The organism is Roseibium sp. AWQ4_254 (assembly GCF_056161025.1).
Window position 1 is genome coordinate 1 of record NZ_JBSWYH010000054.1, and the last position, 17,289, is coordinate 17,289.

General features: G+C 58.8%; 15 protein-coding genes and 1 tRNA gene. All 16 read right to left on the minus strand.

Features of this window, described 5'->3' with window-relative positions:
• The coding region (locus tag ACXAIC_RS23880; protein ID WP_177938619.1) for a GTP-binding protein at positions 1-88 on the minus strand (88 nt) is incomplete at its 3' end.
• Positions 89-135: 47 nt separating this feature from the next.
• Entirely contained in the window at positions 136-2,211 is a 2,076-nt protein-coding gene (gene fusA / locus ACXAIC_RS23885; protein WP_475186742.1) for an elongation factor G, read from the minus strand.
• Positions 2,212-2,236: 25 nt separating this feature from the next.
• The gene (rpsG, locus tag ACXAIC_RS23890) at positions 2,237-2,707 is read right to left on the minus strand and encodes a 30S ribosomal protein S7 (RefSeq protein WP_475186744.1); all 471 of its coding nucleotides are present in this window, start codon (positions 2,705-2,707) and stop codon (positions 2,237-2,239) included.
• A 12-nt stretch (positions 2,708-2,719) separates the two neighbouring features.
• Complete coding sequence (gene rpsL, locus ACXAIC_RS23895) at positions 2,720-3,091, minus strand: 30S ribosomal protein S12 (RefSeq protein ID WP_006936459.1); 372 nt, start codon at positions 3,089-3,091, stop codon at positions 2,720-2,722.
• 604 nt (positions 3,092-3,695) lie between these two features.
• Complete coding sequence (locus ACXAIC_RS23900; RefSeq protein WP_475186746.1) at positions 3,696-4,211, minus strand: Lcl C-terminal domain-containing protein; 516 nt, start codon at positions 4,209-4,211, stop codon at positions 3,696-3,698.
• A gap of 259 nt (positions 4,212-4,470) precedes the next feature.
• On the minus strand, positions 4,471-4,764 hold the full coding sequence (locus tag ACXAIC_RS23905) for a regulator (protein WP_475186748.1): 294 nt from the start codon (positions 4,762-4,764) through the stop codon (positions 4,471-4,473).
• A 75-nt stretch (positions 4,765-4,839) separates the two neighbouring features.
• The gene (gene rpoC / locus ACXAIC_RS23910; protein WP_475186750.1) at positions 4,840-9,039 is read right to left on the minus strand and encodes a DNA-directed RNA polymerase subunit beta'; all 4,200 of its coding nucleotides are present in this window, start codon (positions 9,037-9,039) and stop codon (positions 4,840-4,842) included.
• A gap of 92 nt (positions 9,040-9,131) precedes the next feature.
• Positions 9,132-13,271 carry a DNA-directed RNA polymerase subunit beta gene (rpoB, locus tag ACXAIC_RS23915; RefSeq protein WP_475186751.1) on the minus strand — a complete coding sequence of 1,380 codons (4,140 nt, stop codon included), beginning with the start codon at positions 13,269-13,271 and terminating at the stop codon, positions 9,132-9,134.
• A gap of 275 nt (positions 13,272-13,546) precedes the next feature.
• Positions 13,547-13,924: a 50S ribosomal protein L7/L12 gene (rplL, locus tag ACXAIC_RS23920; protein WP_475186754.1), complete on the minus strand. Its 378-nt coding sequence runs from the start codon at positions 13,922-13,924 to the stop codon at positions 13,547-13,549.
• Positions 13,925-13,982: 58 nt separating this feature from the next.
• Positions 13,983-14,501: a 50S ribosomal protein L10 gene (gene rplJ / locus ACXAIC_RS23925; protein WP_475186757.1), complete on the minus strand. Its 519-nt coding sequence runs from the start codon at positions 14,499-14,501 to the stop codon at positions 13,983-13,985.
• 318 nt (positions 14,502-14,819) lie between these two features.
• The gene (gene rplA, locus ACXAIC_RS23930; RefSeq protein WP_475186758.1) at positions 14,820-15,518 is read right to left on the minus strand and encodes a 50S ribosomal protein L1; all 699 of its coding nucleotides are present in this window, start codon (positions 15,516-15,518) and stop codon (positions 14,820-14,822) included.
• Between the two features lie 4 nt (positions 15,519-15,522).
• Entirely contained in the window at positions 15,523-15,951 is a 429-nt protein-coding gene (gene rplK / locus ACXAIC_RS23935; protein WP_475186760.1) for a 50S ribosomal protein L11, read from the minus strand.
• Between the two features lie 169 nt (positions 15,952-16,120).
• Complete coding sequence (gene nusG / locus ACXAIC_RS23940; RefSeq protein WP_475186763.1) at positions 16,121-16,651, minus strand: transcription termination/antitermination protein NusG; 531 nt, start codon at positions 16,649-16,651, stop codon at positions 16,121-16,123.
• 54 nt (positions 16,652-16,705) lie between these two features.
• Complete coding sequence (secE, locus tag ACXAIC_RS23945; protein ID WP_475186766.1) at positions 16,706-16,909, minus strand: preprotein translocase subunit SecE; 204 nt, start codon at positions 16,907-16,909, stop codon at positions 16,706-16,708.
• A gap of 105 nt (positions 16,910-17,014) precedes the next feature.
• A tRNA-Trp gene (locus tag ACXAIC_RS23950) sits at positions 17,015-17,090 on the minus strand.
• Positions 17,091-17,198: 108 nt separating this feature from the next.
• A partial coding sequence (locus tag ACXAIC_RS23955) for an EF-Tu C-terminal domain-related protein (RefSeq protein ID WP_475186767.1) occupies positions 17,199-17,289 on the minus strand: 91 nt, incomplete at its 5' end.

Genomic DNA, 17,289 nt, shown 5'->3' on the forward strand with positions numbered 1-17,289 from the left:
CTGTCAGCGTCGTCTTGCCATGGTCAACGTGGCCAATCGTGCCAATGTTAACGTGCGGCTTCGTGCGCTCAAATTTTTCCTTCGCCATCGGATTACTCCGTTTCTCTATTTGTTTTTGACGTTAAGAGGCTGGGATCAGGCGTATTTCGCCTGAACCTCTTCGGCGACAGCCTGCGGCACCTGCTCGTAGTGATCGAACACCATCGAGTACTGGGCGCGGCCTTGAGACATGGAACGCAGGTTGTTCACATAGCCAAACATATTGGCCAGCGGAACCATTGCGGTGATGACGGTGACGATGCCCCGGTTCTCCGTACCCGCGATCTGGCCGCGGCGGGAGTTCAGGTCACCAATCACATCACCCATGTAGTCTTCCGGCGTGACAACCTCGACCTTCATGACCGGCTCAAGCAGTTTCGGGCCGGCTTTGGCAATACCTTCGCGGAAACCGGCACGGCCGGCGATCTCAAAGGCAAGGACGGAGGAGTCAACGTCGTGATAGGCACCATCGGTGAGCGTTGCCTTGATGTCGAGCATCGGGAAGCCGGCCAGCGGGCCAGACGACATGACGCTTTCAATCCCCTTGGTAACGCCCGGGATGTACTCCTTCGGCACCGAACCGCCAACGATCTTGCTCTCGAAGACATAGCCTTCATTCGGCTCGGCCGGCTCGATGGTGAGCTTGACGCGGGCGAACTGACCGGACCCACCGGACTGCTTCTTGTGGGTGTAATCCACTTCAGCCTGCTTGGTGATGGTTTCGCGGTAAGCCACCTGCGGTGCACCGATATTCGCCTCGACCTTGAATTCACGCTTCATGCGGTCGACGATGATGTCCAGGTGCAATTCACCCATGCCAGCAATGATGGTCTGGCCGGATTCTTCGTCCGTCTTCACGCGGAAGGACGGATCTTCGGCTGCGAGGCGGTTCAGGGCCAGGCCCATCTTTTCCTGGTCGCCCTTAGTCTTCGGCTCAACAGCAATCTCGATGACTGGCTCGGGGAATTCCATACGCTCCAGGATCACCGGCTTCAGCGGGTCACACAGGGTGTCGCCGGTCGTGGTGTCCTTCAGGCCCGCGATGGCCACGATGTCGCCTGCATAGGCCACGTCGATATCGTCACGGGAGTTGGAGTGCATCTGCATCATCCGGCCGACACGCTCGCGCTTGTCCTTGACCGTGTTGAGCAGGGACACACCCTTGTTCAGCACACCGGAATAGATCCGGCAGAAGGTCAGGGAGCCAACGAACGGATCGTTTGCAATCTTGAAGGCCAGAAGACCAAGCGGCTCTTCGTCGGAGGACTTGCGCTCGACTTCGTCCTCGGTCTTCGGATCAATACCCTTGATGGCCGGAACGTCGACCGGGCTCGGCAGGTAATCGACAACGCCGTCCAGAAGCGGCTGAACGCCTTTGTTCTTGAAAGCGGAGCCGCAGAACACCGGCACAAAGTCACCTGCAATGGTGCCCTTGCGGATCAGTTCCTTCAGCTTGTCCATGGAGGGCTCTTCGCCTTCCAGGTAAGCTTCCATGGCAGCTTCATCAGCTTCCACGGCGGTTTCGATCAGTGCGTCACGCATTTCCTGCGCACGGTCAGCCAGGTCAGCGGGAATGTCGACCTCATCCCAAGCAGCGCCCAGGTTTTCAGACTGCCAGACCAGCGCCTTCATCTTAAGAAGATCGACGACACCGGCAAACTCGTTTTCCGCACCGATGTTCAGCTGCAGGACCAACGGGTTGGCGCCGAGGCGCTCCTTGATCATGCTGACGCAGCGATCGAAATCGGCGCCGAGCTTGTCCATCTTGTTGACGAAGATCATCCGCGGGACGCTGTACTTGTCGGCCTGGCGCCAGACAGTCTCGGTCTGCGGCTCAACACCGGCATTGGCGTCCAGAAGGGCAACGGCACCGTCGAGAACACGAAGGGACCGCTCAACTTCAATGGTGAAGTCAACGTGGCCCGGGGTGTCGATGATGTTCAGCCGCTTTTCGTTCCAGAACGCGGTGGTGGCAGCAGAGGTGATCGTGATGCCACGCTCCTGCTCCTGCTCCATCCAGTCCATGGTGGCAGCGCCGTCATGAACTTCGCCGATCTTGTGGCTCTTGCCCGTGTAGTAGAGGATCCGCTCCGTCGTTGTGGTCTTGCCAGCATCGATGTGAGCCATGATGCCGAAGTTGCGGTAGTCCTCGATTTTATGCGTGCGCGACATAGCGTCAGCCCTTCGAAGTCACAAATTACCAGCGATAGTGCGAGAACGCGCGGTTGGCATCCGCCATCCGGTGCGTGTCTTCACGCTTCTTAACTGCGGTACCACGGTTGTTTGCTGCATCGAGCAGTTCGCCGGACAGACGATCAACCATCGTGGTTTCATTGCGGTTGCGCGCAGCTGCGATCAACCAGCGGATAGCGAGCGCCTGGCGGCGGTCAGAGCGAACCTCAACCGGCACCTGGTAGGTCGCACCACCAACACGGCGGGAGCGCACTTCCACTTGCGGCATGACATTCTCAAGAGCCGCATGGAACACCTCAATCGGGTTCTCGCGGGTCTTGTTCTCGACGACGTCGAACGCACCGTAGACGATGCTTTCGGCGGTGGATTTCTTGCCGTGGTACATGATGGAGTTCATGAACTTCGTGACCACAACATCCCCGAATTTCGGATCCGGGTTGATTTCGCGTTTCTCAGCGCGGTGACGACGGGACATCTGATGTGCTCCTTACTTCGGCCGCTTGGCGCCGTATTTCGAACGGCGCTGTTTACGATCCTTGACGCCCTGGGTATCAAGCACACCACGGATGATGTGGTAGCGCACACCCGGCAAATCCTTGACGCGGCCGCCGCGGATCATCACCACCGAGTGCTCCTGAAGGTTGTGACCTTCACCCGGGATGTAGCCAATGACTTCGAAGCCGTTGGTCAGGCGGATCTTGGCCACCTTACGCAGAGCCGAGTTCGGCTTCTTCGGCGTCGTCGTGTAAACGCGGGTGCAAACACCACGCTTCTGGGGGCAGGCCTCCATGGCCGGCACCTTGTTCCGCTTCGGCGGATCTTTCCGCGGCTTGCGGATCAACTGGTTGATGGTCGGCATTCTTTGCCCTTTACCTTGTCCATCCAAAAATTCGTATGCAACTGCAGTCCCCCGCCGATCCTGCAAGTCCGGTAAAGACATGCAAAATCGCGCCCGCGCGCTCTCAAATGAGCGGCAGGCGCTGCGAAAAACCAGAGGACCACGAGTTACCCCGCGGTCATGCAATCGACGCTTATTCGCCTATGTAACCCGGCAGCGTTTAAGAGGATTTGGTCCGGCGCTTCGGAGCGCGCTGGACGGGTTCACTCTTACCGCCTGCCCTTGGGATGCGCGGAAACTACTCATATGCACCCATTGCGTCAAGTGATTTATTGGAAATTCCGCATTTCCGGGCAATGCCGAACAATCCTGTTATTTTACAATCGGACGCAGGTCCATTTTGGTATTTTATTTCGCTAACCAGCAGGCTTGGGACATAATGATACAAAGCGCCGGCCAGTCGTTTCCTGATGGCGATTGAAGAGATCGTGCGCTTCGCTTCAGGCTTCCGGCTCAGAACCTAGAATCGTATTTGATACCGGTGGTTTATCGAAGAATCGCCCGAGCCGTGCAGGTCTTGCAAACCAGCCCTGCTCTTTGGAAATGCCGGTAATCTATATTCCGCTTATGGCTCGCGGACCAGCAATACTGACAGATGGTAGCCAGAACTGTGCATGTCGGCATACCCTTTCGTCACATTGAAATAGTAATACATGTTTGGCGGCAGAACTTGCGTCGAGGTCCAAAACTCCGCGCCGGCCCCCATGTCAGAAGCCGCGATATTCGGAAAGGCCACTTGATCGATCTTCGGACCATCGCAACTGTCCAGAAAAAGCGTATCCAATTCCTGCGCTGTTGGTACACGCCATCCCTTCCCTGACTTCAGGGCTTCTTCCATGGCCTCCTGGTTTGACAGTCCAAGAGGGGTGCCGGAACAGTCGTTCCCATTCTGCTGCCACACCATCCCGACAGCACAGCGCTGCCACTGGAGCCCGGTCTTCTTGTCGGTCGCAATCGGACCGCTGAGTTCAAACCCGCTGCTGCTTAATGAGACACAGTCGGCATATGCGGGAGATGCCAAAAGGGAGATCGTCAAAGCAACGATGCTTGCTGGCTTCGGGAGCGTATGGATAAAGAACATTCTATTCGCCAGGAGCGTTTTGGAGGAATAACCAGCTGATTTTGCATTAAAATAACGAAACTTAAGGCAAAAACCGGGCACAGCAGAATCTGAAATTGACCCGAAGCACTTTCCGTCTGGCAATCTTTTGGCAGTCTCTCTGCCCTATTTGACGCTACCGCCAGCTCCCAACCCTATATGCGGGGCGCGCACCTCCACACAATCTCCAGCCCGCCGTCTTCTTTTCGAAGCTGGCAAAAGAAACTGTTCTAACAGACAGTTACTCGGTGAACGTGACAATCGCGACGTTTCCGGACAGCGCATCCTGATACGCGCCCTCATAGACAGGATCATCTGGTTCCCCGTCCATAACACCAATTTGATCAAGTTCTGCTTCTGCAAATCCTTGCGTAGACAACGACTCCAGCGTCTTACGGACAGCATCGTCGTCATCGGCGGCCGTCAGAAGCGCATGAATGGTGATTGCCTCATTTGGAACCGCATTCTCGTTTTCCCACACCCGGCCGATCACAATATAGACCACCGGGTCCAAGTCCTGGTCATTGTCGTTCATGGATCATTCCTTTTTGAAGGTCATATAAGAAAGGCCGCCCGGAGGCGGCCTTTCCCGTCATCTTTTTGACACCGCTTATTCGGCGGCCCCGGTCATGTCTTCCAGAAGACCTTCCGCCGCGCTTTCCGAAGATTGCTGGCGCTGAGCTTCCTGGATGAGATCGTCCCGGTGAGAGGCGATCTTGCGGATCCGCTTCATCACCCCGCCGGTACCGGCCGGGATCAGGCGGCCCACAATGACGTTCTCCTTCAGACCGACCAGCGGGTCGGTCTTGCCGTTGACAGCCGCATCGGTCAAGACGCGGGTCGTTTCCTGGAAGGACGCGGCAGAGAAGAACGAGCGGGTTTGCAGAGACGCCTTGGTGATGCCAAGGAGAACCGGAGTGCCCTTGGCGGGGTCTTTCGCCTCGTCAATGGCCTTCTGGTTGGCTTCCTCGAAGTCGATCCTGTCGATCTGTTCGCCGGAGAAGAACTCCGTGTCACCCGGATCTGTGATCTCGATCTTCTGCAGCATCTGGCGGACAATCACTTCGATGTGCTTGTCGTTGATGGTCACACCCTGGAGCCGGTAGACTTCCTGGATCTCGTTGACGAGATAGGCCGCCAGCGCTTCCACGCCCTTGACCGCCAGAATGTCGTGCGGAGCCGGGTTGCCGTCGAGAATATACTCACCCTTTTCAATGGCGTCCCCTTCCTGAAGGTGGAAGTGCTTGCCTTTCGGGATCAGATATTCGACGGGCTCGACGCCATCCTCCGCCGGATCGATGATGATGCGGCGCTTGTTCTTGTAGTCCCGGCCGAAACGGATCGTGCCATCGATTTCGGCGATGATCGCATGGTCCTTCGGACGGCGTGCTTCGAACAGTTCGGCAACGCGCGGCAGACCACCGGTGATGTCCTTTGTCTTGGCGCTTTCCAGCGGGATACGGGCCAGAACGTCACCGGCCTTGACCGTGGAGCCCGGCTGAACGGACAGAACCGCATCCACCGAGAGCATCAAGCGGGCATCGGAACCACGGGCGTTTTTCGAGATCGTGCCCTTGTCGTCCTTGATGACGATGGCAGGCTTGAGATCCGCACCGCGCTGGGAAGACCGCCAGTCGATAACAACACGCTTGGTGATGCCAGTCGCCTCATCGGCCGTTTCCTGAACGGACGCACCATCAACCAGATCCTCAAAGTCGACCACACCGTCGACTTCCGCCAGCATCGGACGGGTGTAGGGATCCCATTCGGCAATCCGCTGGCCGCGCTTGACCGCATCGCCTTCATCCACATGCAGCTTGGAGCCATAGGCGACCCGGTGGACCGCCCGCTCGTTGCCGTCGCTGTCGATCACAACGATGGACATGTTGCGGACCATGGCAATCAGGTTGCCTTCCGAATCCCGGTTCACGGACCGGTTCCGGATCTTGATGGTACCGTCCACGTTGGACTCGATGAAGGAACTGTCGACAACCTGGGCCGTGCCGCCGATGTGGAACGTCCGCATCGTCAGCTGCGTGCCCGGCTCGCCGATGGACTGGGCCGCGATCACGCCGACGGCTTCGCCCATGTTGACCGGGGTCCCGCGCGCCAGGTCACGGCCGTAACAGGTCGCACACACGCCCGTTTCGGTTTCACAGGTCAGAACCGACCGGATCTTGATCTGCTGAACCTTGGCCGCTTCAACCGCCTCAACATCCTTCTCGTCGATCAGCTTGCCTCTCGGGACAAGCAATTCGCCAGTCTGGTTGTTGACCACGTCTTCCGCAGTGGTCCGGCCGAGAACGCGCATGCCAAGGGAGGCAATCACGTTGCCGGCATCGACAATCGGAGCCACGGTGATGCCGCGCTCGGAGCCACAATCCTGTTCCAGGATGATGGAATCCTGCGCCACATCCACCAGACGGCGGGTCAGATACCCGGAGTTCGCCGTCTTCAAGGCGGTGTCGGCCAGACCCTTACGGGCACCGTGGGTGGAGTTGAAGTACTCCAGAACCGACAGGCCTTCCTTGAAGTTGGAGATGATCGGGTTCTCGATGATGGAGCCGTCCGGCTTGGCCATCAGGCCGCGCATGCCCGCCAGCTGTTTCATCTGCTGGGGCGAGCCACGGGCACCGGAGTGGGACATCATGTAAACCGAGTTCATCGGCTTCTGACGCCCGGATTCCTCATCGATCTGGACCGCCTTAATGCGGGCCATCATCTCGTCAGCAATCTTGTCGGTGCATTTCGCCCAGGCGTCGACAACCTTGTTGTACTTCTCGCCCTGGGTGATCAGACCGTCATTATATTGCTGCTCGTATTCGGTCGCGAGCGACGCGGTTTCCGACACCAGCTTCTGCTTGGTGTCCGGGATGACCATGTCGTCCATGCCGAAGGAGATGCCAGCGTTACAGGCATTTTTAAAGCCAAGCTGCATGATCCGGTCACAGAAGATAACCGTCTCCTTCTGACCGCAGGCACGGTAGACCGTGTCGATCATCTTGGAGATGTCCTTCTTGGTCATCAGCTTGTTGCAGACCTCAAACGGCACTTCGAAATGCTTGGGCAGAAGTTCTGCGATCAGCATCCGGCCCGGCGTGGTCTCGATGATCTCTGAGGTCGGGTTGCCGTCGGCGTCAACCGACTTGTACCGGCCCTTGACCTTCGTGTGCAGCGTGATGACCTTGTTGGCCAGTGCGTGGTGGATCTCGCCGATATCACCGAACGCCATGCCCTCGCCCGGCTCGCCTTCTGCCATGATGGACAGATAGTAGAGGCCGAGAACAATATCCTGCGACGGCACGATGATCGGGCCCCCGTTGGCCGGGTGCAGAATGTTGTTGGTGGACATCATCAGCGTGCGCGCTTCCAGCTGGGCTTCCAGCGACAGTGGCACGTGAACAGCCATCTGGTCCCCGTCAAAGTCGGCGTTGAACGCGGAACAGACGAGCGGGTGCAGCTGGATGGCCTTGCCTTCAATCAAGGTCGGTTCGAACGCCTGAATGCCAAGACGGTGCAGGGTCGGCGCACGGTTCAGGAGAACCGGGTGCTCGCGGATGACCTCATCCAGGATATCCCAGACTTCCGGACGCTCCTTTTCCACCAGCTTCTTCGCCTGTTTGACAGTCGAAGAGAAGCCCTTGGCGTCGAGGCGCGAATAAATGAACGGCTTGAACAGTTCAAGCGCCATCTTCTTCGGCAGGCCGCACTGATGCAGTTTCAGTTCCGGCCCAACTGTGATCACCGACCGGCCGGAATAGTCAACCCGCTTGCCGAGCAGGTTCTGGCGGAACCGGCCCTGCTTGCCCTTGAGCATGTCGGACAGGGACTTCAGCGGGCGCTTGTTGGCACCGGTGATGACCCGGCCGCGGCGGCCATTGTCGAACAGGGCATCCACGGATTCCTGAAGCATACGCTTCTCGTTCCGGATGATGATGTCCGGGGCACGCAGCTCCATCAGACGGCGCAGACGGTTGTTCCGGTTGATCACGCGGCGGTAGAGATCGTTCAGATCCGAGGTCGCGAACCGGCCGCCATCCAGCGGCACCAGCGGGCGTAGATCCGGCGGAATGACCGGGACGACGGTCATGATCATCCATTCCGGACGGTTGCCCGATTCCATGAAGGCTTCAATGACCTTCAGGCGCTTGGCCAGTTTCTTCGGCTTAAGCTCGGTGGTGGCTTCGGCGATTTCCTGGCGCAGCTTTTCGCTTTCGCGCTCCAGATCCATGCTCATCAGGATCTCGCGGATCGCCTCAGCACCGATCATCGCCGTGAAGGCGTCTTCGCCATATTCGTCCTGGGCTGCCACGAAGTCTTCTTCCGACAGAAGCTGATGCTGCTTCAGCGGGGTCAGGCCCGGCTCCAGAACCACATAGTTTTCGAAATACAGAACCCGTTCCAGATCCTTCAGCGTCATGTCGAGCAGCAGGCCAATGCGGCTCGGAAGCGACTTCAGGAACCAGATATGGGCAACGGGCGCGGCCAGTTCGATATGGCCCATACGCTCGCGGCGGACCCGGGAAAGCGTGACTTCAACGCCACATTTTTCACAGATGACGCCTTTGTATTTCATGCGCTTATATTTGCCGCAAAGACATTCATAGTCCTTGATAGGGCCAAAGATACGCGCGCAGAACAGACCGTCCCGCTCCGGCTTGAATGTCCGGTAGTTGATGGTTTCCGGCTTTTTGATTTCGCCGAAAGACCAGGACAAGATCTTCTCCGGGCTCGCAAGCGAAATCCGGATATTGTCGAAGGTCTGTGTGGGAGCCTGCTGGTTAAACAGGTTCATGACCTCATGATTCATGATCCATCTCCTTCGATGCGCGGGCGGGGTGGGCGCGCTCTGGCCCCTCCCCGTCACCGGCATGCCAAGTCATTTGTGGTCCGTTGCCGGGGTTATTCTGCAGCGTCTGCAGTTTCTTCCTCGCCAATCATGGGTGCGTCAGTGCGTTGAAGTTCCACATTGAGCCCCAGGGACCGCATTTCCTTCACAAGCACGTTGAAGCTTTCCGGAATACCAGCCTCGAAGGTGTCGTCCCCCCGCACGATGGCCTCATAGACCTTCGTCCGGCCGGCAACGTCATCCGACTTGACCGTCAGCATTTCCTGCAGCGTATAGGCTGCACCATAAGCTTCAAGCGCCCAGACCTCCATTTCCCCGAAGCGCTGGCCACCGAACTGCGCCTTACCCCCCAGCGGCTGCTGGGTCACAAGCGAGTACGGGCCAATGGAACGGGCATGGATCTTGTCGTCCACCAGGTGGTGCAGCTTCAACATGTAAATGTAGCCCACTGTCACCTTGCGGTCGAACTCTTCACCGGTCCGCCCGTCATAAAGGACGGACTGGCCGCTCGCATCGTATCCGGCAATGTTGAGGGCCTCGACCACATCGGGCTCCCGGGCGCCATCGAAGACCGGGGTTGCAATCGAAACGCCCTTCTTCAGCTGGTCCGCCAGGCGCACGATGCCTTCGTCATCATATTCCTTGACGTTGTCGCCCTTCATGTTGTCGCCATAGATCTCGACGATCTTGCCGCGCAGCTGCTCGATCTGGCCGGAGCGCTTGTACTCTTCGTACATTTCCCCGATCCGGTGGCCCATGCCCCGGCAGGCCCACCCGAGGTGGGTTTCCAGAATCTGGCCCACATTCATACGAGAGGGCACGCCGAGCGGGTTCAACACGATGTCCACATGGGTTCCGTCTTCCAGGAACGGCATGTCTTCACACGGGTTGATCTTGGAGACCACGCCCTTGTTGCCGTGACGGCCGGCCATCTTGTCGCCCGGCTGAAGCTTGCGCTTCACGGCCACAAACACCTTGACCATCTTCATGACGCCAGGGGGAAGCTCGTCACCGCGCTGCAACTTTTCGACCTTGTCGATGAACCGCTGCTCCAGACGCTTGCGGCTGTCGTCATACTGGCCGCGCAGGGCTTCGATTTCGGACATGAACTTCTCGTCGTCGGTGGCAAACTGCCACCACTGCGAGCGCGGGAAGTCATTCAGAACATCCCCGGTCAGTTCCGTGTCCTTCTTGAAGCCTTTCGGGCCGGCAACAGCCACCTTGTCCATCAGCATCTCGGCCAGACGGCCATAGACGTTACGGTCAAGGATCGCCTGCTCGTCGTCCCGGTCCTTGGCGAGGCGTTCGATTTCCTCGCGCTCGATCGCCATGGCGCGTTCGTCTTTTTCAACGCCGTGGCGGTTGAAGACGCGCACTTCGACAACCGTGCCGGAAACCCCCGGCGGCAGGCGCAGGGACGTGTCGCGCACGTCGGACGCCTTTTCTCCGAAGATGGCGCGCAGAAGCTTTTCTTCCGGTGTCATCGGGCTCTCGCCCTTCGGGGTGATCTTGCCGACCAGAATGTCGCCCGGGTTAAGCTCCGCACCGATATAGACGATGCCGGCCTCATCGAGGTTCTTCAGCGCTTCTTCCGACACATTCGGAATGTCGCGGGTGATTTCTTCCGGGCCGAGCTTGGTGTCACGGGCCATCACCTCAAATTCCTCAAGGTGGATCGAGGTGAAGACATCATCGGACACGATGCGCTCGGACAGAAGGATGGAGTCCTCGAAGTTGTAGCCGTTCCAGGGCATGAACGCGACCAGCACGTTCCGGCCCAGGGCCAGATCGCCGAGATCGGTCGATGGACCGTCCGCGATGATGTCACCCTTGTGGACCCGGTCCCCGACACGCACCAGCGGACGCTGGTTGATACAGGTGTTCTGGTTGGAGCGCTGGAACTTCTGCAGCCGATAGATATCGACGCCGGACTTGCCCGGATCGAGTTCTTCGGTTGCCCGGATGACGATACGGGTCGCATCCACCTGGTCGACCACACCAGCCCGGCGGGCGCCGATGGCCGCCCCGGAATCCCGGGCCACGACCGGCTCCATGCCCGTGCCGACAAACGGCGCTTCGGCGCGCACAAGCGGCACGGCCTGACGCTGCATGTTCGAACCCATCAGCGCGCGGTTGGCATCATCGTTCTCAAGGAACGGAATGAGCGCCGCCGCAACCGACACAAGCTGCTTCGGCGACACGTCCATCAGGTCGACCTTGTCGGACGGAACCATCATGTTTTCACCGGCGTGGCGGCAGGTGATCAGCTCGGTGGTGAACCGGCCGTCCGCGTCATATTCAGCATTCGACTGGGCCACATAGTGCTTGGCTTCTTCCATGGCCGACAGGTAGACAACGTCGTTGGTCACGACCCCGTCCTTCACCTTCCGGTACGGGCTTTCAATAAAGCCGTATTTGTTGACACGGGCAAAGGTCGCCAGGGAGTTGATCAAACCGATGTTCGGGCCTTCCGGCGTCTCGATCGGACAGATCCGGCCGTAGTGGGTCGGGTGCACGTCGCGCACCTCAAAGCCGGCCCGCTCACGGGTCAGGCCGCCCGGGCCAAGGGCCGACAGGCGGCGCTTGTGGGTGACTTCAGACAGCGGGTTGGTCTGGTCCATGAACTGGGACAGCTGCGAGGAACCGAAGAACTCGCGCACGGCGGCAGCCGCCGGCTTGGCGTTGATCAGATCCTGCGGCATGACGGTGTCGATCTCAACGGAGCTCATGCGCTCCTTGATCGCGCGCTCCATGCGCAACAGGCCGACCCGGTACTGGTTTTCCATCAGCTCGCCGACAGAGCGTACCCGGCGGTTGCCCAGATTGTCGATGTCGTCGATGTCGCCCTTGCCGTCGCGCAGCTCCAGAAGCACCCGGATGACCTCAAGAATGTCGTCCTTGCGCAGGGTGCGGACCGTGTCCTCGCACTCCAGGTCAAGACGCATGTTCATCTTGACCCGGCCGACGGCGGACAGATCATAGCGCTCGTCGTCAAAGAACAGGGACTGGAACATCGCCTCGGCGGTGTCGATGGTGGGCGGCTCGCCCGGACGCATCACCCGGTAGATGTCAAAAAGCGCATCCTCACGGGATTCGTTCTTGTCGACGGCCAGGGTGTTGCGGATATAGGGGCCGGTATTGACGTGGTCGATGTCCAGCATCGGCAGGTCGTGATAGCCCCGCTCCACCAGTTCTTCCAGCAGCTTGCCGGTGATCTCGTCGCCAGCTTCGGCATAGATCTCACCGGTCTGCAGATCGACAATGTCTTCACCCAGATACTGGCCATGCAGATCCTCGTCAGTCACCTTGAGAGCGGTCACGCCCTTTTCGCCGAGCTGGCGGATGGTGCGCGCCGTGATCTTGCGGCCGCCCTCGATCACAACTTCGCCGCTATCGGCGTCAATCATGTCATAGGAGGCCTTGGTGCCCTTCAGCCGGTCGCCGTCAAACGGCATCCGCCAGGACCCGTCCTTCTGGCGGGTGTAGTCGATCCGCTTGTAGAAAGTGTTCAGAATTTCTTCGCCGTCGAGGCCGAGGGCCATCAGCAGCGAGGTCACCGGGATCTTGCGGCGGCGGTCGATCCGGGCATGGACGATGTCCTTGGCGTCGAACTCGATATCCAGCCAGGAGCCGCGATAGGGAATGACGCGCGCGGCAAACAGGAGCTTGCCGGAGGAATGGGTCTTGCCCTTGTCATGGTCAAAGAACACACCGGGAGACCGGTGCATCTGGGAGACGATCACACGCTCGGTGCCGTTGACGATGAAGGTGCCGTTGTCGGTCATGAACGGCATGTCGCCCATGTAGACATCCTGCTCCTTGATGTCCTTGACGGACTTGGCGCCGGTGTCTTCGTCCACGTCGAAAACGATCAGACGCAGGGTCACCTTCAGCGGCGCAGCAAAAGTCATGTCGCGCTGGCGGCACTCGTCCACGTCATATTTGGGAGCTTCAAACTCGAAGGACACAAATTCCAGAAGGGATGTGCCCGCAAAATCAGAGATGGGAAATACGGACTGGAAGACCGCTTCAAGGCCTTCATTCTTGCGGCCACCGCCCGGCATCTCGTCGACCTGCAGAAACTGGTCGTAGGATGCTTTTTGTACCTCGATGAGATTGGGCATTGCCGCGACATCGCGGATCGATCCGAAATATTTACGGACCTTTTTGCGACCGTTGAACGTTTGGGTCATTGTCGCTCCTCGTATCGGCCGGGTAACGGCTTCCCGAAACGCCCCTTGTCCAATCGGGCTGCCCTGCCCGGGCGCTTCGGAAAACCGTCCCCCAAAGATCAACCTTCTGATTTCAAAACAGAAAAGTTGACCGGTTCATGGGGCCCAGAGCCTCTGTCATGCCTCATACACAACAGCTGGCCCTAGTGGTGCGTTTGCCCCGGAAACGGGTTGGACCCGCCGGGGCAACAAACGGTCCCGGAAAACCGGGACCGCTCAAAAGGCCGAGGCCTTTATTACTTCAGCTCGACAGAAGCGCCTGCTTCTTCCAGCTTCTTCTTCAGTTCTTCAGCTTCGTCCTTGGCAACGCCTTCCTTGACAGCCTTCGGAGCGGACTCAACGAGTTCCTTGGCTTCCTTCAGGCCCAGGCCGGTGATGGCACGGACTTCCTTGATGACGTTGATTTTCTTGTCGCCGGCAGAAGCCAGAACAACGTCAAATTCAGTTTTCTCTTCAGCTGCAGCAGCTTCACCGCCACCACCAGCAACAGCAGCAACTGCAACCGGAGCAGCAGCAGAAACGCCCCACTTCTCTTCCAGAAGCTTGCTGAGTTCAGCAGCTTCCATGACAGTCAGCGTGGACAGTTCTTCAACGAGCTTTTCAAGATCAGCCATTTTCTTAGTACCTTAAGTTCGAACCAGATGTGGTTTCGTTAGACAGTGTTTGGGCGCCTTATGCGGCTTCGTCCTTGTCGCCATACGCGCCGAAGACGCGGGCAAGCTGCCCGGCCGGTGCGTTGACAACCTGAGCGATCCGGCTTGCCGGGGTCTGGATCATGCCAACCAGTTTCGCGCGCAGCTCATCGAGCGACGGCATGGTTGCCAGAGACTTGACCCCATCCGGGTTCAGGTTGGTCGTTCCAAGAGCACCGCCAAGAATCGCAAACTGTTCGTTTGCCTTGGCGAAGTCGACGGCTGCTTTCGGTGCGGCTACCGGGTCCTCGGAATAAACGAGAACGGTAGGGCCCTGAAACAGGTCGGAGATATGCTCAAGGTCGGTGCCTTTAAGGGCGAGTTTCACAAGGCGGTTTTTTGCGACTTTCACAGCGCCGCCGGCTTCACGCACGGATGCCCGCAAGGCGGTCATCTGTGCAACCGAAAGACCTGCATAGTGCGCGACAACAACGACGCCGGTGCCTTCCAGCTCGGCGTTGAAGGACGTCACGAACTCGTGCTTTTCCGCTCTTTCCACTTGCCTTCTCCATTTGATGGCGGAACCGCCACCGGTTTACCTTTGCCGCCAAGCAGGTGGCCCCGAACCCGGGACCGCCCGAAAGACGGCGCTCAGGGTCCTGTCCCCCCGCCATCGCGCAAAACGCGCTGGCAAGGTCTGGTTCGAACCGTGTCGTCCGCCGGAGCGGAAAAATCCGGTTCTCACCCATCTATGCAGGCCTTTGGGCTTAAGCCGGTTTCCCGGCACCTGCAGTCTCGGACAGGGCAACCCGGCGGAACCCGCCGGGTCTTTCTCCGGCCTTGCGGCCGGAAACTTGGTCAATCCGGTCAGGCCGGATTATTCGCTGGCAACGCTTGCCAGATCGATCTTCACGCCCGGGCCCATGGTGGAGGACACGGCAATGCGCTTCAGATAGGAGCCTTTGGCGCCAGACGGCTTGGCCTTCTGGACAGCGTCCAAAAGAGCCTTGACGTTCTCAGTGATCGCTTCCTGAGAGAAGGACACCTTGCCAACACCGGCATGGACGATCCCGGCCTTTTCAACGCGGAACTGAACAGCACCGCCCTTGGCATCGTTCACGGCAGCCTTGACATCGGGCGTCACGGTGCCAACCTTCGGGTTCGGCATCAGGCCGCGCGGGCCCAGAACCTTACCGAGACGGCCGACCAGCGGCATCATGTCCGGGGTTGCAATGCAGCGGTCAAAGTCGATCTTGCCGCCCTGCACTTCCTGGACCAGCTCTTCAGCGCCCACAATGTCAGCACCGGCAGCCTTGGCTTCCTCAGCCTTGTCGCCGCGCGCGAACACGGCAACCTTGACGGTCTTGCCCGTGCCATTCGGCAGCACACAGACACCACGGACCATCTGGTCCGCATGGCGCGGGTCAACACCCAGATTGATCGCAACTTCGACGGTTTCGTCGAATTTGGTCTTGGAGCGCTCTTTCACCAGGCCAATCGCCTCGTCCAGAGCATACAGCTTGTTGGCGTCGATGCCGTCACGAGCTGCTTTCAAACGTTTTCCAACCTTCGCCATGATCTTACTCCGTTACCTCAAGGCCCATGGAGCGGGCGGAGCCTTCAACCATCAACATTGCTGCATCGACGTCGTTGGCGTTCAGATCCTTCATCTTGGCTTCGGCGATTTCCTTCACCTGCGCCTTGGTCACGGACCCGACGGTGCCGCGGCCCGGGGTCTGGGACCCTTTCTGCAGTTTGGCAGCCTTCTTCAGAAAGAAGCTCACCGGTGCAGTCTTCACTTCAAACGTGAAGGACTTGTCGGAGAAGTAAGTGATCACGGTCGGGCACGGTGCACCCTTTTCAACATCCTGGGTCTGGGCATTGAACGCCTTACAGAATTCCATAATGTTCAGACCACGCTGACCAAGCGCCGGCCCGATAGGGGGCGACGGGGTCGCGGAGCCTGCCGGCACCTGAAGCTTCAGGAAGCCTTCAATTTTCTTCGCCATATCTGTCTCCAGTCTTCTGACGCCGGACGGCAACCCGGCCTCTTGGGAGCTGGTGGTGCGGCCCGCGCCGATGCCCGGCGAAGAGCATCAGGACCTACCACCTGAGTTTACCCAGCCCGGAGATCACCTCCGGCCCAGGCGCTTGAGCCGCCCGCAGGGCGGCAAACAGTCAGAGCTTGTCGACCTGACCGAATTCCAGTTCCACCGGTGTTGCGCGGCCGAAGATGGACACGGCCACCTTGAGGCGCGCCCGTTCGTCGTCAACTTCTTCCACAAGGCCGGAGAAGGACGCAAACGGACCATCGGACACACGCACCTGCTCACCAACCTCGAAGCTGACGGTCGGCTTCGGCCGGTCCACGCCTTCCTGCACCTGGTTGATGATGCGCATGGCCTCTTTTTCCGGGATCGGCATCGGTTTCTGGTCCGCACCCAGGAACCCGGTCACTTTCGGCGTATCCTTGATCAGGTGAAACGCCTCGTTGGTCATTTCCATCTTCACCAGCACATAACCGGGAAAGAACTTGCGCTCGGCATCCACCTTACGGCCCCGGCGCACCTCAACGACCTTTTCCATCGGAACGAGGATTTCCTCAAACAGATCGGTCAGACCTTTCTGCTCAGCCTTCTCGCGGATGGAATCGGCGACCTTTTTCTCAAAATTGGAATAGGCGTGCACAATATACCAGCGCTTGGCCATGGTTCTCAGTTCCGTTTCTTGTTCTTGTCTACAAACCGGGCGGCCGGCCTACATTCAACCGCCGACACCCACACCCAGAAGATAGCCGATCCCAAGGCTCATCAGCTGATCCGCGAGGAGGAAGAAAATCGACGCAATCACAACCATGACGAACACCATCAAGGTGGTCACCGTGGTTTCCTTGCGCGTCGGCCACGTCACTTTGGACGTTTCGGAGCGCACTTCCTGGATGAATTTAAAGGGATTGGTCTTCGCCATTCCGATTCCGGTCTGTTAAATACGAGTGGGCGCGCGAATTAACTTCGCGCGCCTCACTCGAGGAAACTCTTTAAGCCCTCGAGGCAAATGAATCAAGAGCAAATTTGGCAGGGGCAGCAGGGTTCGAACCCGCGACCTACGGTTTTGGAGACCGTCGCTCTACCAGCTGAGCTATACCCCTTCAGAAGGCTGCTTCCGCAGCTTTGCTCCTGATACCCTCTCAAGCCACGCACCGCAAGACTTAAGAAGCAGCCCTGCCGGACACAAGCCCGGCAGGACAAAACTCATCTTATTCGATGATGGATGCGACGACGCCGGCGCCGACGGTACGGCCACCTTCGCGGATCGCGAAGCGCAGGCCTTCTTCCATGGCGATCGGC